The following is a 23,271-nucleotide window of genomic DNA, read 5'->3' as shown; positions in this document are numbered from 1 at the left end:
GCGCCGGGTACCCGGCGGCGCGCTCCGTCATCACCGGCCGACCGGGAGTTCGCTCCAGACCTGCTTGCCGCCGCTGACCGGCAGCGTCCCCCAGGCCGCGGACACCGCCTCGACCAGGAGGATGCCGCGGCCGCCGGTGGCCTCCCAGCCGATGCTGGTGGGCTTGGCCGGGGTGCGCGGCGAGGAGTCGGCCACCGCGATCCGCAGCCGGTCGCCGACCAGGGTGAGGTGGAGGCGGACCGGTCCCTCGGTGTGCACCAGGGCGTTGGTGACCAGTTCGGAGACGACCAGCAGGACCGCGTCGACGCCGGTGTCCGGCAGGGCCCAGGCGCGCAGGGTGCGCCGGGTGAAGCGGCGGGCGTGCCGGACCGCCTCGGGGACCCGCCACACCGTCCAGCTCTCGCGCAGCGGGCGCAGCGCCATCCCGTCGTAGCGGACCAGCAGCAGGGCCACGTCGTCGCTGCGGCGGGCGCCGCCCAGCAGGGCGTCGGCGACCAGGTCGAGGTGGGCGGGGTCGGCGGCGGCGAGGCCGCGGGCCAGGGCCGCCAGGCCCTCGTCGAGGTCGGCGTCGGCCGACTCGACCAGGCCGTCGGTGGTCAGCGCGAGCAGGGTGCCGCGGCGCAGGCCGAGCGGGCTCATCGGGAAGTCGGCCTGGTCGACCACGCCGAGCGGCGGGCCGCCCTCCGCCTCGACGATCTCGGTGCGGCCGTCCGGGTGGCGCAGCACCGGCGGCGGATGACCGGCCCGTACGCACCAGGCGGTGCCCTCCTCCATGTCGAGGTCGACGTAGACGCAGGTGGCGAAGAGGTCGGTCTCCATGTCGGCGAGCAGCCGGTTGGCGCGGGCGACCACCACGTCCGGCGGGTGCCCTTCGACGGCGTAGGCGCGCAGCGCGGTGCGCAGCTGGCCCATGAGGGTGGCGGCGCCGGCGCTGTGGCCCTGGACGTCGCCGATGACGAGGGCCACGTGGTGGTCGGGCAGCGGGATCACGTCGTACCAGTCGCCGCCCAGGGCCAGGCCGGCGGTGCTGGGCAGATAGCGGGCGACGGCGAGGGCGCCGGGCAGTTCGGGCAGCCGGCGGGGCAGCAGTTGGCGCTGGAGCATGCCGACGAGTTCGTGTTCGGCGTCGAAGGCGTGGGCCCGGGTCAGGGCCTGTCCGGCGAGTCCGGCGGAGGCGGTGAGCAGGGCGCGTTCGTCGGGGCCGAAGTCGTGCGGGCCGTCCCAGCCGATCAGGCAGACGCCCCAGGGCCGGTCGCCGGCGGGCAGCGGCAGGACGGCCAGGCCGCCGGGGCCGACGTCGGCGAGGGCGGGTTCCAGGTCGCCGGTGCCGGCCGGCCAGACCTCGGGGCGGCCGTCGCGCAGCACCGCGGCGAGGGTGGGCATGGCGCGGACCGGGGCGTCGGGCCACTCGGAGCGCCATTCGGTGCGCCACACCTCGGGCCACGCCTCGGGGTCGGGCGGGTCGAGGACGGTGACGACGAGGCGGTCGTTCTCCAGTTCCGCCAGCGCGATCCGGTCGGCGCGCAGCGGTCCGCGCAGCGCGGCGACGACGGCCTGGCCGACCTCGCGGACGGTGCCGGCGGTGGCCAGCGCGGCGGCCAGCCGCTGGACCCGGGCGACGTCGGTGACGTGGGAGCGCAGGGCGGCGGCGTCGGTGACGGTGCCCACCAGGCGGGCCGGGCGGCCGTCGCCGGCGGGCCGCAGCCGGCCGCGCAGCCGCAGCCAGCGCGGAGGTCCGCCGGGGCGCAGGACGCGGAACTCCAGTTCCCGTTCGCCCAGCGACATGTGGTCGGCCTCGACCACGGACATCAGGGACGGGAGGTCCTCCGGCACGGTCAGCCGGAGCAGCGTCTCGATCTTGCCGTCGAACTCCCGGGCGGCCAGCCCGAACAGGTCCAGGATGGCGTCGCCGACCTCGACCCGGCCGGTGTCCATGGCGAGGGTGAACAGGTCGGGCGGCAGTTCGCCGCGGTCGGCGGCGGTGGCCGGGGCGGGCCGCGGGACGGCCCCGGCGATCAGCTCCAGGTGCGCGCGGTCGCCGGTGCCGAAGCCGTCCGGGCGTTCGGTGACGGCGAGCAGGCAGCCGCCGTCGCCGGGCAGCGGCAGCGCCGCCAGGGAGAACCCGCCCGCCGGTACGTGCCGGGCGGCGGCCAGCCCGGCCAGCTCCGCCGGTCCGAGCCACACCGGACGGCCGCCGCGGTGCGCCTCGGCGACCGGGGAGTCGCCGGTCGCGGGATACGCGTCGCGGACGCCGTACAGCGTCCGGGGCACTCCGGCCGACTCGGCCAGGCACAGCAGGCCGGGGTCCTCGCCGGGGGCGTAGAGGGCGGCGAGGGAGGCGCCGGCGAAGACGAGGGCCTGTTCGAGGGTGCGGCGCAGCCGGTCGCCCGGATCGGCGCCGGACGCCAGCGCCCGGAGGGCACTCGCGGCCCGCGCGGTTCCCGCTCCGCGTCCCCCGTCACCCTCACTGGTCACGCCGCCATTACAGCGCTTGTACGGGGTCCGCGCAGCCCCTGTGCGCACAGGGGCCGCCGCCGGGCGGGGCAGGGCCCGGGGCGGCCCGGCGGCCGGCGGATCCCCGCGCGGCGCCGACAGCACCGGCCGACGAGCCCGGCGCGCACCCCGCCCCCGCGCCCCGCATCTGGGCGCGCCCCCGCGCCCCCGTGGTGTTCGCCGTGCGGGAGTGGGCGGCAGGGAGGAGATTTGATGAGCGGGGGGCCGCCGCGCGGCCGTGCGAGGAGGTGGGCGGTGTGTCCGACAGGCAGATGTCCGCGCCGGCGCCGGTGAGCCGGCCGGTGCTCTCCCTGGCGCTGGCCGAGATGATGGAGGACACCCGGGCGCAGGCCGGCGCGATGTACCTGCTGGCGGCCGATCCGCCGGTGCTGGAGATGGCCGTGATGGCGGGACTGCCCCGGGTCTTCGCGGCGCCCTGGGAACGGGTGACGCCGCACGCGGGCGTCCCGGTGGCCGACGCGCTGCGCGAGCGGCGGCTGATCTGGATCGCCGGCGAGGAGGAGATGGCCCGCCGCTACCCGCGGGTCGCGGTCGTGCTCCCCTACCCGTTCGCGATGGCCGCGCTGCCGGTCGCGACCGGGTCCGCCGCGTACGGCGCCGTCTTCCTGACCTGGCCCGGCTCGCACCCGGCACAGCTGTCCGCCCGGGACCGCGACCGGCTGACGGCGGCCTGCCGGCGGCTGGCCGGCCGGCTGGAACGGGCCTGTCGGGCCGGCCTGCCCGTCCGCCCCGAGCCCGACCTGCCGGCCGCGCCGACCGTGGACGGGCTGCCCGGCACGCTGGGTTCGGTGGAGGCCGTCCGGATGGTGGCGCGGCTGCCGTACGGACTGTGCTCGCTCGATCTGGACGGACGGGTCGGCTTCGTCAACGCCGCGGCGGCCGGTCTGCTCGGCGTCCCGGCCGGCCGGCTGCTCGGCACCCGGCTGTGGTCCGCGGTGCCGTGGCTGAACGACCCGGTGTACGAGGACCGTTACCGGGCCGCGCTGCTCAGCCAGCGCGGCACCTCGTTCGTGGCGCTGCGCCCGCCCGGCGACTGGCTGTCCTTCCGGCTGTACCCGAGCCGCACCGGGCTCAGTGTCCGCGTCGGCCGGGCCCGCGCGGCGGCCGGGGACGCCCCGGCCGCGCCGCCGGCCGCCGGGGCGCCCTCCCGGCTCGTCACCGTCTCCCACATGGTGAGCCTGACCGGGGCGCTCGCGCAGGCGGTGGGGGTACGGGACGTGGTGCAGCTCGTCGCGGACGAGATCGCGCCGACCGTCGGCGCCCAGGCGCTCATCGTGCTCGGCTCGCAGGCGGGGCGGATGCGGGTCCTGGGACATCGGGGCTACCCGGACCCGCGCGTCCTCGAACCGTTCGAGGGCATGCCGCTCACCGAGCGCACCCCCGGCACCCACGCCCTGCGGAAGGGAACGCCGGTGTTCCTGGAGTCGCTGGCGGAACTGCACCGCCGGTACCCCGTCCGGCAGACCACCCCCGACGGTTTCGCGGCCTGGGCGTTCCTGCCGCTGATCGCCTCGGGACGGCCGGTCGGCACCTGTGTCCTCGCCTACGCCGCGCCGCACGTCTTCACCGAGGACGAACGGGCGGTGCTCACCAGCCTGGCCGGACTGGTCGCGCAGGCCCTGGACCGCGCCCAGCTGTACGACGCCAAGCACCGGCTGGCGCACGGGCTGCAGGCCGCGCTGCTGCCACACACCCTGCCGGCGCTGCCCGGCCTCGAGGCGGCGGCCCGCTATCTGCCGGCCACCCGGGGCATGGACATCGGCGGCGACTTCTACGACCTGGTGCCGACCGGCGGCGGCGCGGCGGCCGCGGTCATCGGGGACGTACAGGGACACAACGTGACGGCGGCCGGGCTGATGGGACAGGTCCGCACCGCCGTGCGCGCCTACACGGCGGTCGGCCGGGCCCCCGAGGAGGTCATGCGCCGCACCAACCGGCTGCTGATCGACCTGGGCACCGAGCTGTTCGCCAGCTGTCTGTATCTGCGGATCGAGCCGGGCGGCGGGCGGGCCGTGCTGTCCCGGGCCGGGCATCCGCCGCCGCTGCTGCGCCGGCCGGACGGGCAGGTCCGGGTGCTGGACCTGGCCGGGGGTCCGCTGCTGGGCATCGACGCGGCGGCCTCGTACCCGGCCACCGAGGTCGAGCTGGCCCCCGGCACCCTGCTCGCCCTCTACACCGACGGGCTGGTGGAGTCACCCGGCGTCGACCTCGACGACGCCCTGGCCGGGCTGGGCCGGCGGCTGGCCCGGGCCGGCGGCCTGCCGCTGGACGAGCTGGCCGACCTGCTGGTGCGCGACGAGGCCGGCGCGGAGGAACGCGCCGACGACATCGCCCTGTTGCTGCTGCGGGTACGGGGCGCCTGACGGCGGCCCGCGGGACGTACGCCGGGTGGTCACGGCGTCGGCATCAGCGCGGCGCCCTCCTCGTCACCGGAGCCCGACGTGTATCCGGAGCCCGCCTCGTCCCCGACGCCGGCACCGGTCTCCTCACCGCCGGCCTGCTCCCCACCGGTCTCCTCCCCGGCGTCACCGCCGGCCCCCGCACCGGCGCCGAGCGTCGCCCCCACCGCCTCCAGCGCGGTCGTCACCGGCTGGAAGAACGTCTCGCCGCCCACCGTGCAGTCGCCGCTGCCGCCGGAGGTGAGGCCGACCGCCAGGCCGTCCTGGGTGAACAGCGGGCCGCCGCTGTCCCCGGGTTCGGCGCACACGTCGGTCTGGATGAGCCCGGTGACCGTGCCCTCCGGGTAGTTGACCGTGGCGTCGAGCCCGAGCACCTGCCCGTCCGCCAGTCCGGTCGTGCTGCCCATCCGGAAGACCCGCGCCCCCACGGTGGCCTCCGCGGCCTCGCTGATCGCGACCGTCTGCTCGCCGACGTTCACCTCGCTGGGCGCCGCGGTGGCCGGATCGTCGTAGCGGACCAGGGCGAAGTCGCCGTCGCCGGGGAAGACCGCCTCCTCGACGGTGGCCAGCGGCGCGCCGTCCTGCGCGTCGGACCACTGCTCGGCGGCGACGCCGCAGTGCCCGGCGGTCAGGAAGGCGGGGGCGCCGTCGGCGGCGGTGACGTTGAAGCCGAGCGAGCAGCGTGCGCCGCCGCCGAAGATCGCGTCGCCGCCCGAGACGAACGTTTCGAAGGTGCCGGCCGACTTCTTCAGCGTCGCCATGCCGGAGCCGAGGTCCTGGACGGTGGACTCCACCTGGTCCCACCGCTCGCCCGTGACCGTGCGGTCGGCGGTGACCAGGATCTTGTTGGTCCGCGGGTCGAGCGCCCACGAGGTGCCGGGGACGGTCGCCCGCGCCTTCAGGGTCCGGGCCCCCGCCGCCAGTTCGGCGAGGGAGTTGTCGACCTCGCGGACCTCGGCGCCCGCGCTCTGCGCCCGCCCGGCCACGTCGTTGTCGTCGCCGGTGACGACGTTGACGACGAGCTGCTGGTCGCCGGTGTCGTAGTAGGCGCCGGCGAAGGCGTCGCCGAGCGTTCCGGCGAGCCGCGAGGCGAGCTCCGAGGCGTCCGCCGCCTTCAGCGTCCGGGGCGGCGCTGCGGTGTCCGAGCTGCCGTTCTGTGCGGCGCCCGCCTGCGGCAGCAGGATCGCGGCGGCTCCCAGCGCGACCACGCCGCCCGCGGCCAGCGCGGCCTTGCGCTTCGGCATTCGCTTGTGACTCAACCTTCTCGACCTCCTGGGGACGGGGGTGGGGCGCCTGGCTGGCAGGAGGTACGGGAGGGCCGTGCGCGGCGTTCAACGGCGGCCGGTCGGCACCGTACGGAATCGGTCGGTGACGCTCCGTTCCGATCAACAAGCGGAACCGGCGCTTCAGGGAATCTGCACATCGAATGCCCACCCCGGTCACGGCCGTTGGGGGTTCTGCACAAACCCGCGCCCCCGGGCACGCCATTGGAGAGGTGTGCCGGATTCGCCGGCGAGGCGACAAGGGGGGCCGGTGGGGCGATGCTGCGCCGCATGTGAAGAAGTGACCGCGAAGGCGTGCGCGGGCCTGCACGGTTGACCCCGTATGTGACGCAAGTTGCCTGGTGGGACGGGGTGATGAAGTGGAAGCCCGAGCGGACGGCGTGCTTTGATCCATCGCACCGCGGGGCCCGCCGGGGCTCCGGACCGGGGCGCCGGCACCCGCGGTCGCGGCCGTCATCTGTCCCCAGAGGGGGCCGCTCCCCCCTTGTGAAATGGCTATACGAAGGGAAGTTCCCTCATGAACTCCACCCCCCAGGTCGAGACCACCGAGATCTCCGACGCCGAGCTGGACAACGTCTCCGGCGGCCTGAACGCCCTGGGCACCGTCACCGGTGTCGTGGACGGCATCGCCCCGGTCTCCGGCGTGCTCAACACGGTCGTCGGCACGGTCGAGGGTGTCACCGGTCTGAACACCGCCCCGGTCACCGGCCTGGTCGCCGGTCTCTAACCGCGCCCCTGTGCCGCTGAGTCCCGGAGCCGCATCCCCGGCTCCGGGACTTCTCGGCGTCCCGCTTCGCGCATCCCCCTGGACGTCTCCCCGTGCAGTTCCGCCAACAGGCCCTCGCCAAGCTCCAGTCACCGCAGGAGTTCGACCTCCCCGTGCGTTTCGCCCGTCCCCAGGGCTGGCTGGTGCTGTCCGTCACCGTGCTCGCGATGGCGGCCGCCTCCGTATGGGCCGTGACCGGCTCGGTGGCCGCCACGGTCGACGCGCCGGCCGTCCTCACCCACAACCAGGGCAGCTATCTGCTCCAGAGCCCGGTCGCCGGGCAGGTCACCGCCGTCGTCGCGCGGCCGGGGCAGCGGCTGGGCGCCGGCGCCCCGGTCCTGAAGGTCCGTACCGCCGAGGGCGAGACCGTGGTGCGCACCGTCGACGCGGGCCGGGTCAGCGCGCTCGCCGCCACCGTCGGGCAGATCATCCGGACCGGCGCCGACGTCGCCGCGGTGGAGAAGGTGGCGCACGCCGACGACCCGCTCTACGCCACGGTGTACGTCCCCGCCGAGAACGCCGCCGCGATCCCCGCGCACGCCGCCGTCGACCTGACCCTCCAGTCGGTGCCGGCCCAGCAGTACGGCGTGCTGCGCGGCCGGGTGACCGCCGTGGACCGGGCCGCGCAGTCCGCGCAGCAGATCTCCGCCTTCCTCGGCGACAGCCGGCTCGGCGAGCAGTTCACCCAGGACGGCAGGCCGGTCGCCGTGACCGTCAGCCTCGACCGGTCCGCCGCCACCGAGAGCGGGTACGCCTGGTCGTCCGAGGACGGACCGCCGTTCGCGCTGTCCTCGCTGACCCTGGGCACCGGCTCGGTCCGGCTGGCCGGCCAGCACCCCGTCGACTGGCTGCTGCCATGAGCACCACAACCGGGCACCGGGGCCGGCGCCGCGCCGCCCCGCCGAAACGCCGGGTGCCCAAAAGCCGGGCGCGGACGGTGCGTACGCCCACCGTGCTCCAGATGGAGGCCGTGGAGTGCGGCGCCGCCTCCCTGGCCATGGTGCTCGGCCACTACGGCCGGTACGTCCCGCTGGAGGAGCTGCGCATCGCCTGCGGCGTCTCCCGCGACGGCTCGCGCGCCAGCAATCTGCTGAAGGCGGCGCGGAGTTACGGCCTGACCGCCAAGGGCATGCAGATGGACCTGGCCGCGCTCGCCGAGGTCACCGCCCCGGCGGTGCTGTTCTGGGAGTTCAACCACTACGTCGTCTACGACGGCACGGGCCGCCGCTTCGGCCGCCGCGGCGTGCACATCAACGACCCCGGCAAGGGCCGCCGGTTCGTCACCCTGGAGGAGTTCGACGGCTCCTTCACCGGCGTGGTCCTGACCATGGAGCCCGGCCCCGGCTTCCGCACCGGCGGCCGGCGACCCGGCGTCCTCGGGGCGATGCCGGCCCGGCTGCGCGGCACCGCGGGCACCCTGCCGGCCGCGGTGCTGGCGAGTCTGCTGCTGGTGCTGGTCGGCGCGGCGGTGCCCGCGCTCAGCCGGACCTATGTCGACATGTTCCTGATCGGCGGCCGGACCTCGCTGCTCGGCGTGCTGTTCGCGTCGATGGCGGCGTGCGTGCTGCTCACCGTGGTGCTGACCTGGCTGCAACAGGGCAATCTGCTGCGCGGGCGGCTGATCTCCTCGACCCTCTCCAGCGCCCGCTTCCTGCGGCATCTGCTGCGGCTGCCGGTGACGTTCTTCGCCCAGCGCGGCCCGGCCGACCTGGTGCAGCGGCTCCAGTCCAACGACGCGGTCGCCGAGACCCTGTCCCGGGACCTGGCGGCGGCCGGCGTGGACGCGGTGGTGGTCGTCCTGTACGCGCTGCTGCTGTACACCTACGACCCGCAGCTCACCTTCGTCGGCGTCGGCGTGGCACTGCTGAACATCGTGGCGCTGCGGGTGGTGGTCAAGCTGCGCGCGACCCGTACGGCGAAGCTGCGCGCGGACACCGCCCGGCTGACCAACACCGCGTACACCGGTCTTCAGCTGATCGAGACGATGAAGGCGACCGGCGGCGAGGACGGCTACTTCCGCAAGTGGGCCGGGCAGCACGCCACCACGTTGGAGGAGCAGCAGCGGCTCGGGGTGCCGGGCGCCTGGCTGGGCGTGGTGGCGCCGGCCCTGGCCACCTGCAACAGCGCGCTCATCCTGTGGATCGGCGGGCTGCGCGCGGTGGAGGGCCATCTCTCGGTGGGGCTGCTGGTCGCCTTCCAGGCACTGGTCACCCGCTTCACCGCGCCGCTGACCCGGCTGAACGGCGTGGCCGGCCGCATCCAGGACTTCGCGGCCGACGTGGCCCGCCTCAAGGACGTGGAGAACTTCGACGCCGACCCGCTTTACGGCCGTCCGGGCGCCGGCGAGTCGACGCGCCGGCTGCGCGGCCACATCGAGCTGGAGAACGTCTCCTTCGGCTACAGCCCGCTCGACAAACCGCTGCTCACCGGCTTCGACCTGACCGTCGGCCCGGGGCAGCAGGTGGCGCTGGTCGGCGGCTCCGGCAGCGGCAAGTCCACGGTGTCCCGGCTGATCTCGGGCCTGTACACCCCGTGGGAGGGCGTGATCCGCATCGACGGGCGGCGCCTCGCGGACATCCCGCGCGGCGCGCTGGCGGCCTCCGTCTCCTTCGTCGACCAGGACGTGTTCCTCTTCGAGGGCACCGTGCGGGACAACGTGGCGCTGTGGGACCCGTCGGTGCCGGACGACGCGGTGGTGGCGGCGCTGAAGGACGCGGCGCTGTACGACGTCGTCATGCGCCGGCCGGGCGGCATCCGCAGCCGGGTCGAGCAGGACGGCCGGAACTTCTCCGGCGGACAGCGCCAGCGGCTGGAGATCGCGCGGGCCCTGGTGCGCCGGCCCAGCATCCTGGTGCTCGACGAGGTGACCAGCGCGCTGGACGCGGAGACCGAGCTGGTGGTGATGGACAACCTGCGCCGCCGGGGCTGTGCCTGTGTGGTGATCGCGCACCGGCTGAGCACGGTGCGGGACAGCGACGAGATCGTCGTCCTGACGCGGGGCACGGTCGTGGAGCGCGGCCGGCACGAGGAACTGGTGGCGCGCGGCGGCACGTACGCGGCGCTGGTCGGGGAGCGGTGAGATGACCGACGTACACGGCGGCGATGTCGTCCTGGGCGCGCTCGGCACGCTGGGCACGCCGGTGGACCGCGCCGGGTCCGGCCGCCTGGACCTGGAAGGGCCGCAGGTGCTGTGGCTGGTCGCGGCGGGCGCGGTGGACCTGTTCGCGGTGGACGCCGAGCAGCAGGGCACCTGGCACCACCTCGGCCGGCTGGCGGCGGGCTCCCTGCTGCTCGGCCCGGTCGCGGGCCCGCGGCACACCCTCGTCGCCCGCCCGCTGCGCGACTGCGTGGTACGCCGCGTCGGCCTGCGCGAGCTGTACCAGCCGGCCGGCCCCCAGACCTGGTCCTACGACGCCTGCGGCACCCCGCAGTACGTGCCGCCGACGACGAGTCCGCTGGAGTACGCCCTCGCCCTGGGCGTCGGCCGCGGCCTGTCCGTCCTCTTCCAGGCGCCGCTGGCCGGCGACGGGGCGGCTGCGGTCGGCGACGACGACGTGTTCTGGATGCAGGTCCCGCCGGGCAGCGTGCGCTACGGCGCCGCGTACGGCGCGCAGGCGGCCGCCGACCTGCTGATGGACCCGGCGCTGTGGCAGTCCCTGGTGGACCAGCAGTACCGGCTGCTGGCCACGCTGGACCGCTGGATCGAGCAGCTGGAGCACACTCACGAGACCCGCACCGCCGCCGGTATCGAGGCCGGCGAGGCGGTGCGGGTCCGGGCCGACCGCACCCTGCTCGCCGCTCTCGGCAAGCGCTCCGGGCGGCGCGCGACGGCCGCCGACGCGGACGCCGCGTACGCGGCCTGCGAACTGGTCGCCCGGGCCGCCGGGATCGCGCTGGCCGGACCCGCGTCCGGCGGCACCGGGGGCGACCGGCTCGACGAGGTGGAGCGGATCGCGCTGGCCGCCCGGATCCGGACCCGGGCGGTCCGGCTGGCGGGGCGCTGGTGGCGGGAGGACGTCGGGCCGCTGGTGGGGCGCCGGGCGCTGTCCGGGGCGCCGGTGGCGCTGCTGTGGCGGCGCGGCGGCTATGTGGCCGTGCATCCGGCGACCGGCCGGGAGACACCGGTGGAGAAGGTGAACGCCGGGGAGTTCGAGCCGCGCGCGGTGATGTTCTACCGGCCGCTGCCGGAGCGCCGGCCCGGTCCGCTGCGGCTGCTGCGGTTCTGTCTGCGGGGCACCCGCGGCGATCTGCTGCGGCTGCTGCTCGCCGGGCTGGTCACGGTGGCGATCGGGGCGCTGGTGCCGGTCGCCACCGGCAAGGTGCTCGGCGAGTACGTGCCCAGGGCGCGGACGGACCTGATCGCGCAGGTCTGTCTGGCGGTGCTGCTGAGCGGGGTGGTGGCGGCGGCCTTCACCCTGCTCCAGAACCTGACCGTGCTGCGGCTGGAGGGCCGGATCGAGGCCACCCTCCAGCCGGCCGTGTGGGACCGGCTGCTGCGGCTGCCGACGAAGTTCTTCACCGAGCGTTCCACCGGCGAACTGGCCAGTGCCGCCATGGGCATCAGCCAGATCCGCCGGCTGCTCGCCGGGGTCGGCCCGACGGTGGCCCAGTCGGTGACCGTCGGCGCGATGAACCTCGGGCTGCTGCTCTGGTACAGCGTGCCGATGGCGCTGGCGGCGCTCGGCATGCTGGTCGTCGTCGCGGCGGTCTTCCTGGGGCTCGGGCTGTGGCAGGTGCGCTGGCAGCGGCGCCTCGTGGTGCTCGGCAACAAGCTGAACAACCAGGCGTTCCAGACCCTGCGCGGCCTGCCCAAGCTGCGGGTGGCGGCGGCCGAGAACTACGCGTACGCCGCCTGGGCCGGGCAGTTCGCGCGCAGCCGCGAGCTCCAGCGGCGGGCCGGGCAGATCAAGAACCTCAACGCGGTGCTCGGCGCGGTCTATCTGCCGCTGTGCACGCTGCTGATGTTCATGCTGCTGGCGGGCCCGGCGCGCGGCTCCATGTCGGCGGCCGAGTTCCTGACCTTCAGCACCTCGGTGACCATGCTGCTGACCTCGGTCACCCAGCTGACCGGCGCCTTCGTGTCGGCGGTGGCCGCGCTGCCGCTGTTCGAGGAGATCAGGCCGGTGCTGGCGGCGGCCCCCGAGGTGCGTACCGCGAGCACCCGGCCGGGGCCGCTGACCGGGGCGATCGAGGCGCGCCGGCTGTCGTTCCGGTACACCGACGACGGTCCGCTGGTCCTGGACGACGTGTCCTTCGCGGTGCGGCCCGGCGAGTTCGTGGCGGTCGTCGGCCCCAGCGGCTGCGGCAAGTCGACCCTGCTCAGACTCCTGATCGGCTTCGACCGCCCGCTGTCCGGCAGTGTCCTCTACGACGGTCAGGACCTGGCCGCGCTGGACCAGTCGGCGGTGCGGCGGCAGTGCGGGGTGGTGCTCCAGCACGCCCAGCCGTTCACCGGGTCGATCCTGGACGTCATCTGCGGCACCGAGCCGTACACCCCCGAGGAGGCGATGGCGGCGGCCGAGCTGGCCGGGCTCGCCGACGACATCCGGCGGATGCCGATGGGCCTGCACACCATCGTCTCCGGCGCCGGGTCGGTCTCCGGCGGGCAGCGGCAGCGGCTGATGATCGCCCAGGCGCTGATCCGGCGGCCGCGGCTCCTCTTCTTCGACGAGGCGACCAGCGCCCTGGACAACGCCACCCAGCGCACGGTGATCGAGTCCACCAAGGCGCTGGACGCCACCCGGATCGTCATCGCGCACCGCCTGTCCACCGTGCTGGACGCCGACCGGGTGATCGTCATGGAGGACGGCAGGGTGGTCCAGCAGGGACCGCCGTCCGTGCTGCTCGCGGACACCGGCGGCCGGCTGCGCGAACTGGTGCGGCGCCAGCTGGCCTGACCGGACCGGCCGTCGAGGGGTGTGCAGCAGGCCAACTCCGGGTGACCGACGTTGATCCGCTCCGTAACTGGGTACCTGCGGCAGCATGCGAATCAGCGTGGTGGACGTGGGGTCCAAGACGGTCCGGCTGGTGGTGGCGGACGCCCAGGACGGGATACCGCTGCCGGTGCACACCGCCAAGTGGCGGCTGCGCCTGTCGGAGCAGGTGAGACCAGGGGGTCCGATCCCCGAGGAGGCGGTCGAGCGACTGGTCGAGGCGGTCGCCGCGGCGAGCCGGACCGCGTCCCGCTGGGGCGCGGCCGACCCGCTGGCGTTCGCGACCGCGGTGGTCCGGGCCGCGCCCAACCGGCAGGAGGTGCTGCGCACCGTGCGCGCCCGCACCGGCGTCGCCCTGTGCACCCTGCCGGGCGAGGTGGAGGGCGAGCTGACCTTCCTCGGCGCGCGGCGCTGGATGGGCTGGCGGTCCGGACCGCTGGCGCTGCTCGACATCGGCGGCGGCTCCCTGGAGGTCGCCTTCGGCCGCGGCCGGCTGCCCGACTTCGTGGCCTCGCTGCCGCTGGGCGCGAACCGGCTGACCCACGAGTTCTTCGGCGAGCAGGACCCGCCGGACCCGGAGCGGATACGGGCGCTGCGGCGCCGGGTGCGCCACCAGTTGCGGGACGCGGCGGCCCGGATCCGCTGGGAGGGACCGCGCACCGCCGTGGCCACCTCCCGGACCTTCCAGCAGCTGGGCCGGCTGTGCGGTGCCGCGCCCGGCCGCCAGGGGCCGTTCGTGGAACGGCAGTTGCACTGTCCGGAGCTGCGGACGGCGATCGACCGGCTGGCCGCGCTGCCGGCCGCCGAGCGGGCCCGGCTGCCCGGCATCTCCGCGCCGCGCGCCGCGCAGAGCCTGGCCGGCGCGGTGATCGCGCACACGGCGATGAAGCTGACCGGCCTGGACACGGTGACCATCTGCCCGTGGGCGATCCGCGAGGGGGTGCTGCTGCGGCACATCGAGGACGGCCCGTCCTGGTGGGCGCAGGTCGTCCGGCACAGCGACGACGAGGGGGCCGCGCCCCCGGGGCCGGTGCCGTTGCGCATCGCGGCCGGCACGCACTGACGCAAGCAGTCCGAGAAAGGAGCCCCTCCATGGCGAAGGACGACGAGCACGAGAAGCCCGAGACGGCGCTGGAAGAGGTCATGCGGGAGATCGAGGAGGCGGAGACGCGGGACCCGGAGGCGGCGTCGGAGCGGCGGCACCGGGGCGAGGCCGGTGACGCGACCTCGCCCAACGTGGGGGCGCAGGAGCAGTCGGGGCGCGACGAAGAGGGGGCCTGATCGTCGTACGGCGGATGCGGGCCGGCGGGGGCTGGTCGCGCCCCTTGAAAGCGGCGCTGCAGTGCCGTAAGGGGCGCGGGGAACTGCACGACCAGCCACGACGAACCCGCACCCACCCCTGATACGGATGCCACCCACCCCCCTGGGTACCCGCACCCCATGCACACCGACCGCGAAGAACCGTCCCTGCCGTCCCCCCGAGGCCCCCTCTCCGCGGCCGTCCGCGACCACCTGCGGGGCACCGGCCATCCCCTCCCCCGCGCCGAGGCCGTGGAGTCCGTCCCGGCCTGGGGCGACGACCTCCAGCTCGCCCTGTACCAGTGCTACGAACTGCACTACCGGGGCTTCGCCGAGGTCGACCCCGAGAAGGAGTGGGACCCCGGTCTCCTCCGCTTCCGCGCCGCCCTGGAGGACCGCTTCCTGGCCGCCCTGCGAGCCGGCACCCAGGTCCACGACACCGTCGAGGACGCCGTCGCCGACCTGCTGGTGGAACCCGTCGACGGCACCGGCGTCAGCCACTTCCTGCGCGACAAGGGCGAGCTGTGGCACCTGCGCGAGTACGCCGCCCAGCGCTCCCTGTACCACCTGAAGGAGGCCGACCCGCACGCCTGGGTGCTGCCCCGGCTGTGGGGCCGGGCGAAGGCCGGGATGGCGGCGGTGGAGTTCGACGAGTACGGCGGCGGCCGCGCCGACCGGGTGCACGCCCGCCTGTTCGCCGACCTGATGACCGACCTCGGCCTGGACACCACGTACGGGCACTATCTGGACGCGGCGGCCGCGGAGACGCTGGCCACCGTGAACATGATGTCCCTGTTCGGACTGCACCGGTCGCTGCGCGGCGCCCTGGTGGGCCACTTCGCGGCGGTCGAGATCACCTCCTCGCCGGGCTCGCGGCGGCTGGCCGAGGCGATGCGCCGCACCGGCGCCGGACCGGCCGCCGAGCACTTCTACGACGAGCACGTCGAGGCCGACGCGGTGCACGAGCAGGTCGTGCGGCACGAGGTGATCGGCGGCCTGCTGGAGGAGGAGCCGCAGCTCGCCGCCGACGTGGTCTTCGGCATCGACGCCACCGGACACGTCGAGGACCTGCTCGCCGCCCGGCTGCTCACCGAGTGGCGGGCGGGCCGCTCCTCGCTGCGCGCCTCGCTGGACGAAGGCCCGGCCCATACTTCCTGACCAGCGGGGTACTGGGGACGCGTGAGTCCTCTGGTGCTGCCGGGTGTGTACGCCCCGCAAGAAGACACTGAGCTGTTGTGCGACGCGCTGACCGACGAGCCGCTCGCCGCCGGCGCGACGGTGCTCGACGTGTGCACCGGGACCGGGGCGCTGGCGCTGGCCGCCGCGCGCCGGGGTGCCCGGGTCACCGCGGTCGACGTGTCCTGGCGGGCGGTGTGCACGGCCCGGGTGAACGCCGCGCGGGCCCAAGTGCCGCTCCGGGTCCGGCACGGGAACCTGTTCACGCCCGTGCCGGGCGAGACCTTCGACCTGATCCTGGCCAACCCGCCGTACGTGCCGGCGCCCGGCGGGCCCCGGCGGCCGCGCGGCGCGGCCCGGGCCTGGGACGCGGGCCACGACGGCCGGCTGCTGCTGGACCGGATCTGCCGGCAGGCGCCCGCGCGGCTGCGGCCCGGCGGGGTGCTGCTGCTGGTGCAGTCGGCGTTCAGCGACCCCGAGGGCACCATCGGGCAGTTGCGGGCCGCCGGTCTCAAGACCGCGGTGACCCGGCGGCGCCGGATCGCCTTCGGGCCCGTGGTGCGCGGCCGGGAGGCCTGGCTGCGCCGGCGCGGTCTGCTGTCCCCGACCGACAACGAGGAAGAGCTGGTGGTCGTCCGTGCCGAACTCCCCGTCTGACGCGCCGCGCCGGATCACCGTCCAGCGCACGGGCCCGCTGCTGGTCGAGGGGCCGGTGGAGATCGAACTGGAGGACGGTACGACGGTGTCCTCCGACCGGTTCCGGGTCGCCCTGTGCACCTGCCGCCGCAGCCGCCGCTTCCCGTGGTGCGACACCAGCCACCGGTCCCGGCGGTGAAGACCTTTTCGTTACTGGCGAGTATCGTCGGGCCGCCCCAGCGGTGACGACGAGAGGCGGACGTACGGATGGCGAAGCACTGGGCGGACTTCCAGTACGAGATCTACCTGAACGGGATGACCGGCGCCGTGCCCCGGCTGCCCACCGATCTGACCCGCCTCGAGGCGCTCACCGAGCAGCGCCTGGGCCCGGGCCCGGTCGGCTACGTGGCGGGCAACGCGGGCGACGGCTCCACCGCCCGCGCCAACCGCGCCGCGCTCGCCCGGCGCCGGATCGTGCCGCGGATGCTGCGGGACGTGCACGAGCGGGACCTGTCGGTGCGGGTACTGGGCCGCGAGCTGCCCGCCCCGCTGGCACTCGCCCCGGTCGGGGTGCTGTCGATCATGCATCCGGAGGCGGAGTCCGCCGCCGCCCGGGGCGCCGCCGCGCACGGGGTGCCGTTCGTCCTCTCCTCCGCGTCCAGCACGCCGATGGAACAGGTCGCCGCGGCGATGGGCGACGCCGAGCGCTGGTTCCAGCTGTACTGGCCGAAAGACCGCGAGGTCGCCCGCAGTTTCCTGGCCCGGGCGAGGGCGGCCGGGTTCACCGCGCTGTTCGTCACGCTGGACACCCCGCTGCTGTCCTGGCGCCCGCGCGACCTGGACCAGGCGTATCTGCCGTTCCTGCACGGCGTGGGCACCGCCAACTACTTCTCCGACCCGGCGTTCCAGGCGGGTCTGGCCAAGCCGGTGCACGAGGACCCGAACGCGGCGGTGCTGCACTTCGTCTCCATGTTCGCCGACCCCGCCAAGACCTGGCCGGACCTGGCCTTCCTGCGCGAGCACTGGGACGGCCCGATCGTGCTGAAGGGCGTACTGCACCCGGACGACGCCCGGCTCGCCGCCGACGCCGGGGTGGACGGCGTGGTGGTGTCCAACCACGGCGGCCGGCAGGTGGCCGGGTCCGTCGCCGCGGCGGACGCGCTGCCGCGGGTGGCGGACGCCGTCGGGGACCGGCTCACCGTGCTGTTCGACAGCGGCATCCGCTCCGGCGACGACGTCTTCAAGGCCCTCGCGCTCGGCGCCCGGGCCGTCCTCCTGGGCCGCCCGTACGTCTACGGCCTGGGGCTGGACGGGCAGGCGGGCGTCGAGCACGTCATCCGGTGCCTGCTCGCCGAACTGGACCTCACCCTCGCCCTGTCCGGACACGCCTGCGCGGCCGGCCCCGGCCCCGCCGACCTCGTCGACGGCACGGCGGGGGCCGGCTGATCACCGCCCGGCCAGTCCGACCGAACGCGCCGCCGGATCCTCCCGCCCGGCGATCGACACCGACCCGGAGAACGTCGGGGAGGTCGGGGCCGGGTCGGTGCGCCAGCGCTGCCCGGTGGAGCTGTCGCGCAGCTTGACCACGATGTCCGCGCCGGACGCGGCGGCGGTGACGGCGAGCGCCAGCTGCGGGTCCCGGCGCGGCACCAGTTCGTCGTCCGTGGTCAGCGCGTAGCGCACGTCGTTGCCGCGGGCGGTGCCCTCGTCGGCGCAGGTACCCAGGACGACCACGCCGGCGTCCGCCCGCGAGTCCAGGCACAGCCCGGGGTCGGCCACCGAGCGCAGCAGGCCGTCGTCCTCGTACGTCCACTGCTGGGTCTCCTGCGAGGTGCAGGGCGTCAGCCGGGCGCCCGCGCCGGCCCGCGGTCCGCCGGGGACGTCCAGGCACAGGCCGGCGGCCTCGTTGCGCAGCCGGGTGGCGACCGGACCGTCCGGCGGTCCGGCGGCCCCGGTGGGCGCGGGCGCGGCGGCGGAGGTGTCGCGGTCGGCGGTGCCGGTGGAGGCGGCCGGGCCGGCGCCGCTGCCGTCGTAGGACCAGCTGTTGACCACCAGCGCGGTCACCAGGACGCCCGCCGAGGCGGCGCCGACGCCGCGGAGCACCGACCGGACCGAGCCCGGCCGGCGCAGCGGGCCGGGCACCGGGATCCGGGCCAGCAGGCCGGTGCGCCGGCCGCGGTGCCGTGCCGGGTCCCCGGCGCGCGGGCCCGGGGCGGCGCGGCCGGGCCGGGAGTCGAGGTAGCGGCGGGCGCCCCAGCCGAGTACCGCCTCGGCGATGAGGGTGGCCGGTCCCTTCTCGACCAGGGCGAGCTGTTCGGCCGCGTGCCGGCAGTGCCGGCAGTGTTCCAGGTGTTCACGGACGTCGGGGAGCAGTGTGGTGCCGCGGCGGATCGGGACGTCGAGGAGACGGTTGTGGAACCGGCAGTCCGGGGTGGGCGCGAACTGCAGATGGGCGTGCACGCACGCCTCCCGGAACGTCTCCCGCGCCTGGGTGAGCGCGACGGCGGCCGTTTCGGGGTCCAGGCCGAGCAGCCCGGCCGGGACGCGCACCGGTTCGGCCTCGACCTCGGTGTGCCACAGCAGACAGCGGGCGGTCGCCGGGAGCGACTCGAAGGCCCGCGCGGCCAGCGTCCGGCTCTCCGGGGTCGGCGACCTGGCGGCCCGCATGCCGCGTCCGCCCGCCGGTTTGAGCAGGTCCGGCAGGGCCGCGGTGATCGCCTCGTCGGCGGACCACTGCCGGACCGTGTCGCGTACGGCCACCAGCAGCCGGGGGCGCAGCGCTCCGGCCGGGTCGCCTTGCGCGAGCCGGTCCAGGATCTTGCGGAAGGCGGCGGCGGTGACCATGGCGGCGAGGTCCGCCGGGGTGGCGAGGCAGATGGCGGCGTAGTCGTGCGCCGGCCGCCAGTGCCGCGCGGTGAGCAGCGCGGCGGCCGGGGCGGCCACGCTCTCCGGACGCTCCCGCAGCCGGGCGGCGAGCGCGTCGTCGGACTCCCCCGGGTCCCCGCCGGACGGGGGCCGGAGCGGACGAGGGGGGTGGGGGGTGGGCACTGAGGGGTTTTCCTTCCCACGCGCGGGCGACAGCCACAGCGGGGAGCGCGCACCGACGGTGAAGCGGACCCGGACCATCAGGGCGCGTGCGTCACCCGGCCGTCACCCCCCGCACGGGGGCATCACTCTGGCACGAACACCTGAGGCCAACAAGTTACTTGCGAAACCTGCACACTTGAAGAAAAGTCAGGTCCGGGTCGGGTCAGATCTGCCAGGACCGCAGCCGGTCGGCCGCGCGGTAGACGTCGGCCGTGCCGGACATCAGGTCGCGGGCCAGGTCGACCAGCGCGCCGTAGGGCGGATCGATGCCCGCGCCGCTGACGAACATGTAGGCCACGGCGGTCGCGCAGGCGAACCGGGCGTTGGCCGACGGCAGCGGTCTGAGCACGGCGAGGGTGTGCAGCAGGGCGGCGGCCCGCCAGGCCGGGTCGGAGTCCACCCCGAGCCGGGGCGGGTCGACCCGGTGCCGGGCGACGGCGGCCACCAGTGCGGAGAAGTCGTTGATGACGGGCTGGTCCGGCAGCACTTCCTCGTGGCGCTGGAGCAGCCAGGGCACGTCGATGTGGAGGACGGATGCCATGTGTCAGGCGGCCCGCCCCTCGCCCCGGGCCGGCGGCTCGTCGTCGGGGAAGGCGGCGGCGAACTCCGCGGCGTGTCCCTGGAAGAAGCGGCGGAACGCCTCCGCCCCTTCCTGGAGCGCCCGGTGCCGCGCGATGTCGGCGGCGGCGGCTTCGCGGACCAGGGCCTTCATCGACGTACCGCGCTCCTTGGCGATCTGACGCAGGTCCTCGAGTTCGCGGTCACTGAACTCCACGTTCAAGGCTGGCATGCCTCCACGGTACCGCTCGGGTACTGACCCGTAAATAGCACCAGGTCAGGCTGGTCGCCGGACGGTACCGTGGCAGTGTTGCCGGTGCCGGAGGCCGGTCAGGCGGCCGGCGCCGCCAGCCGGCTGATCCGGACCGCGCCCCGGGCCTCACCGGGGTACCGGCTGGTCAGGGTGAGCCGGACCCGGGAGCCGCGGACCGGCGCGAAGGTGACGGCCGTGGGCGTGTCGGAGGCGGTGGCCCAGTCGGTGCGGGCGTCCTGGACCGGCCGCCAGGCCCGGCCGTTCCACACCTCGGCCGCGACGGCGGCGGGCAGGCCGTGCGTGGCGTCGGTGGTGAAGGAGACCTCGATCCGGTCGAAGCGGCGGGTGCGGCCGAAGTCGACCGAGATCCAGTCCTCGGGACGGGCGCCGGTGAAGGCGGGCAGCAGGGCGGTGGCCGCCTTGACGAAGCCGTTGGACCAGCCGGTCGCGGGGTCCCCGTCGAGCACGGCGGCCGGGAGGGTGTCGGGGCGGCCGGAGTAACTGGCGTCCGCGTGCGGGTACGCCACGGGCGCCGGGTGCTCGGCGGCGAACCCGGGCGCGGGCGTGGCGGCGCGGTCGGCGGCCCGCTCGGCCCGCACGGCGGCCGTGCCGGTGCGCAGGCCCTCGGCGCGGGCGGTCACCGTCAGCGTCCCGGCGCGGGTGCCGGCCCGGACGATGGCGAGCGCCTTGCCGTGGAAGGCGGTGCGGGTGCTCGCCTGGTAGCGCTCGGCGCTCTCCTGGCGGCCGTTGTCGAGTCCGGCGATCGACCCGCCGGCCACGTCGAAGGTGATCAGGTGCTCGGCGCCGGGTACCACCGTGCCGTGCCGGTCGACCACGTCGGCGGTGACGAAGACCAGCGAACGGCCGTCCGCCGCCAGGGACTTCCGGTCGGGCGTCAGCCGGACCGCGGTCGGCTCGCCGGCCGTGCGCAGCACATCGGTGGCGACCGTCTTCCCGCCCCGGCGGGCGACGGCCTTCAGCTCGCCCGGCGCGTAGGGCACCCGCCAGGCCAGGTGGAGCTTGCCCGCGCTGCCGTTGGGACTGGTGTAACTGCCGGGGTAGGGGCCGGCGGTGAAGGTCTTGTCGTCGCCGGTGGCCTCGGTGGTCTCCAGGTAGGAGCGGCCGTCGACGGTCTTCTTGCGGTCGAACTCCCGGACGCCGAGCGAGCGGCCGTTGAGGAACAGCTCGACGGTGTCCACGTTGGCGTAGGCCCACACCTCGACGGTGTCGCCCGCCGCGTGGTTCCAGGTCGCCGGCAGCAGGTGGACCATCGGCTCACCGGTCCACTGACTGCGGAACAGGTGGTACATGTCCTTCGGGAAGCCCGCCGTGTCGACGGCGCCGAAGAAGGACGCCTTCACCGGGAAGACGTCGTACGGCGTCGGCTCCCCTATGTAGTCGATGCCGGACCACAGGAACTGCCCGGTGAACCACTTGCGGTCCCGGTCCTTCTTGTGGCCGTACTCGCCGCTCATGGTCCAGGACGCCAGGTTGTTGTCGTAGGACGAGGTGGCCCGTCCGCCGGGGGTGTGGTTCTCGCCGGTGTTGAGGTGCTCGGGCTCCTGGTAGGTGCCGCGGGTGGAGGTCTCCGAGGACGACTCGGACTCGAAGAGGAACAGGTGCGGGTAGGCGGCGTGCAGCGCGTCGACCGACTTGGCGGTGTTGTAGTTGAGGCCGAGCCCGTCCAGCTTGGCCAGCATCAGGTCGGCCGCCGAGCCCCGCGCGGGCAGCGAGCGGTACTTGTCGGAACCGATGACCAGCGGCCGGGTGTCGTCCGCGGCCCTCATGGCGCCGATGATCCGGTCGGCCATGGCCAGACCGGCGGTGGCGGTGGAGTCGGGCACCTCGTTGCCGATCGACCACATCACCACGGCGGGCGAGTTGCGGGCGGCGAGCACCATCTCGCCGGCGTCCCGCTCGCACCACTCGTCGAAGAACCGGCCGTAGTCCCAGCGGTTCTTGCCGGTGCGCCAGCAGTCGAACGCCTCGACCAGCAGGACGATGCCGAGTTCCTCGCAGCCGTCGATCACCGCCGGGTCGGGCGGATTGTGCGAGGTGCGCAGGGCGTTGACGCCCATCGACTTCATGATCTCCAGCTGTCGGCGGACCGCGTCGGCGCTGACCGCGGCGCCGAGCGCGCCCAGGTCGTGGTGCAGGTCGACGCCCCTCAGCTTGGTGTGGACGCCGTTGAGGTGGAAGCCCTCCTCGGGATCGATCCGGACGGTGCGGACGCCGAACCCGGTGTCGTAGGTGTCCACCGTCCGGCCGCCGACCCGCAGTTCGGTGCGCAGGGTGTGCCGGTCGGGGGTGGCGAAGTCCCAGCGGCGGGGCCGGGCGACGGTCAGTTCGTGGGTCTCGGTGCGCCCGTCGGCGCCGACGGTGACCGTGGTCGCGGCGCGGGCCACGGTACGGCCGTCCGGGTCCAGGACCGCCGACCGGACCTCCACCTCGCGGGCCGCGCCGGACGCGTTGGCCACCGTGGTCGCCACCCGGACGACGGCCCGCTCGTCGGTGACCTCGGGGGTGGTGACCCGGGTGCCCCAGCGGCCGACGTGCACCGGTTCGGTGACGACGAGCCGGGCCTCGCGGTAGATGCCGCTGCCGGAGTACCAGCGGCTGCTGGGCAGCCGGTTGTGGACCCGGACCGCGAGGACGTTCTCGGTCGCGCCGTCGGTGTGCACCAGGCCGGTGAGGTCGAGCGCGAAACCGGTGTACCCGTACGGGTGCCGGCCCGCCTCGGTGCCGTTGCAGTACACGTACGCGTCCATGTAGACGCCGTCGAACTCCACCGAGATCCGCCGGCCCGTGAGCGCGGCCGGCAGCGTGAAGGCCAGCCGGTACCAGCCGAGGCCGCCCGGCAGGAAGCCGGTGCCGCTGGTGGTGCCGTGCTCGGTGGTGGGCGCCTGTTCGATGCTCCAGTCGTGCGGAACGGCCACCTCCCGCCAGGCGGAGTCGTCGTACCCGGGGGCCGCGGCCTCCGCGTCGGGTTCGGCGGCGCCCACCGGATCGGCCAGGGTGAAGCGCCAGCCGTCGCGCAGGGCCAGCACGCGGCGGCCGGGAGCGTCTTCCGCCGCGTCCGCCGCCCAGGCCGCGGGCGCGCCCAGCAGCGTCCCGGCGGCCGGCGCCGCCGCGGAGGCGAGCAGGACCGATCTGCGTGTGACTGTCATGGCTCTCCCTCATCAGGGCCCAGAAGTACTCACAATTGATCGTGAACAAACAGATTCTGTCGATGTGTCACAGCAGCCCGTCAAGGGGGCGGAGGCGCACTTCTGCCGCACCTGCCGCACGCGTCGCGCCGGTTGAACGCCCCGTGCGCCCACCGGGTGCCGCACAGCAGCAGTTCGGGTCCGCACGAGCCCTGTGACGC

General features: G+C 75.1%; 17 protein-coding genes. 11 read left to right on the top strand and 6 right to left on the bottom strand.

The annotated features are described in order from the left end of the window. Positions 1–30: 30 nt before the first annotated feature. Positions 31–2,475: a SpoIIE family protein phosphatase gene (locus tag ACTT8P_RS11210; protein WP_442831422.1), complete on the bottom strand. Its 2,445-nt coding sequence runs from the start codon at positions 2,473–2,475 to the stop codon at positions 31–33. Between the two features lie 290 nt (positions 2,476–2,765). Here ACTT8P_RS11210 and ACTT8P_RS11205 point away from each other — a divergent pair, with 290 nt between their 5' ends. Continuing rightward, a complete protein-coding gene (locus tag ACTT8P_RS11205; protein ID WP_442831439.1) occupies positions 2,766–4,877 on the top strand; it encodes a SpoIIE family protein phosphatase in 2,112 nt (703 codons plus the stop codon). 29 nt (positions 4,878–4,906) lie between these two features. Here ACTT8P_RS11205 and ACTT8P_RS11200 read toward each other — a convergent pair whose 3' ends face one another. Next, positions 4,907–6,172 carry a S1 family peptidase gene (locus ACTT8P_RS11200; protein ID WP_442831421.1) on the bottom strand — a complete coding sequence of 422 codons (1,266 nt, stop codon included), beginning with the start codon at positions 6,170–6,172 and terminating at the stop codon, positions 4,907–4,909. A 541-nt stretch (positions 6,173–6,713) separates the two neighbouring features. Between ACTT8P_RS11200 and ACTT8P_RS11195 the strand changes: the two genes are divergently transcribed. The 10 genes from ACTT8P_RS11195 to ACTT8P_RS11150 all read left to right on the top strand — a co-directional run bounded on the left by ACTT8P_RS11195 (position 6,714) and on the right by ACTT8P_RS11150 (position 17,452). Further along, positions 6,714–6,923, top strand: a complete 210-nt coding sequence (locus tag ACTT8P_RS11195) for a type A2 lantipeptide (protein WP_442831420.1) — start codon at positions 6,714–6,716, stop codon at positions 6,921–6,923. Positions 6,924–7,015: 92 nt separating this feature from the next. Continuing rightward, positions 7,016–7,822 (top strand): HlyD family efflux transporter periplasmic adaptor subunit, encoded by an 807-nt coding sequence (locus ACTT8P_RS11190; RefSeq protein ID WP_442831419.1) that lies wholly within the window; start codon positions 7,016–7,018, stop codon positions 7,820–7,822. After that, positions 7,819–10,041, top strand: coding sequence for an NHLP family bacteriocin export ABC transporter peptidase/permease/ATPase subunit (locus tag ACTT8P_RS11185; protein WP_442831418.1), 2,223 nt, complete (start codon positions 7,819–7,821; stop codon positions 10,039–10,041). Before ACTT8P_RS11190 ends, ACTT8P_RS11185 begins: the two co-directional genes overlap by 4 nt. 1 nt (position 10,042) lies before the next feature. Further along, on the top strand, positions 10,043–12,859 hold the full coding sequence (locus tag ACTT8P_RS11180) for an NHLP bacteriocin export ABC transporter permease/ATPase subunit (RefSeq protein ID WP_442831417.1): 2,817 nt from the start codon (positions 10,043–10,045) through the stop codon (positions 12,857–12,859). An 85-nt stretch (positions 12,860–12,944) separates the two neighbouring features. After that, complete coding sequence (locus tag ACTT8P_RS11175; RefSeq protein ID WP_442831416.1) at positions 12,945–13,958, top strand: Ppx/GppA phosphatase family protein; 1,014 nt, start codon at positions 12,945–12,947, stop codon at positions 13,956–13,958. Positions 13,959–13,987: 29 nt separating this feature from the next. Beyond that, complete coding sequence (locus ACTT8P_RS11170) at positions 13,988–14,176, top strand: hypothetical protein (protein ID WP_442831415.1); 189 nt, start codon at positions 13,988–13,990, stop codon at positions 14,174–14,176. A 159-nt stretch (positions 14,177–14,335) separates the two neighbouring features. Further along, the gene (locus tag ACTT8P_RS11165) at positions 14,336–15,352 is read left to right on the top strand and encodes an iron-containing redox enzyme family protein (RefSeq protein ID WP_442831414.1); all 1,017 of its coding nucleotides are present in this window, start codon (positions 14,336–14,338) and stop codon (positions 15,350–15,352) included. 21 nt (positions 15,353–15,373) lie between these two features. Next, positions 15,374–16,027, top strand: a complete 654-nt coding sequence (locus ACTT8P_RS11160) for a HemK2/MTQ2 family protein methyltransferase (protein ID WP_442831413.1) — start codon at positions 15,374–15,376, stop codon at positions 16,025–16,027. Beyond that, on the top strand, positions 16,008–16,205 hold the full coding sequence (locus tag ACTT8P_RS11155) for a CDGSH iron-sulfur domain-containing protein (protein WP_442831412.1): 198 nt from the start codon (positions 16,008–16,010) through the stop codon (positions 16,203–16,205). The genes ACTT8P_RS11160 and ACTT8P_RS11155 overlap by 20 nt, the downstream gene beginning before the upstream one ends. Positions 16,206–16,273: 68 nt before the next feature. After that, a complete protein-coding gene (locus tag ACTT8P_RS11150) occupies positions 16,274–17,452 on the top strand; it encodes a lactate 2-monooxygenase (protein ID WP_442831411.1) in 1,179 nt (392 codons plus the stop codon). On the opposite strand, the gene ACTT8P_RS11145 is transcribed toward ACTT8P_RS11150, so the two are convergent. The 4 genes from ACTT8P_RS11145 to ACTT8P_RS11130 form a co-directional block, all read right to left on the bottom strand. Then, a complete protein-coding gene (locus ACTT8P_RS11145; RefSeq protein ID WP_442831410.1) occupies positions 17,453–19,054 on the bottom strand; it encodes a ricin-type beta-trefoil lectin domain protein in 1,602 nt (533 codons plus the stop codon). A 202-nt stretch (positions 19,055–19,256) separates the two neighbouring features. Further along, positions 19,257–19,634, bottom strand: a complete 378-nt coding sequence (locus ACTT8P_RS11140; RefSeq protein WP_442831409.1) for a toxin Doc — start codon at positions 19,632–19,634, stop codon at positions 19,257–19,259. Between the two features lie 3 nt (positions 19,635–19,637). Continuing rightward, positions 19,638–19,883, bottom strand: coding sequence for a hypothetical protein (locus ACTT8P_RS11135; protein WP_442831408.1), 246 nt, complete (start codon positions 19,881–19,883; stop codon positions 19,638–19,640). Between the two features lie 98 nt (positions 19,884–19,981). Then, on the bottom strand, positions 19,982–23,071 hold the full coding sequence (locus ACTT8P_RS11130) for a glycoside hydrolase family 2 TIM barrel-domain containing protein (protein WP_442831407.1): 3,090 nt from the start codon (positions 23,069–23,071) through the stop codon (positions 19,982–19,984). Between the last annotated feature and the right edge of the window lie 200 nt (positions 23,072–23,271).

The sequence above is a fragment of the Streptomyces sp. JW3 genome (assembly GCF_052216785.1).
Taxonomy (GTDB): Bacteria; Actinomycetota; Actinomycetes; order Streptomycetales; family Streptomycetaceae; genus Streptomyces.
This window is presented reverse-complemented; position numbering and strand designations above follow the sequence as displayed.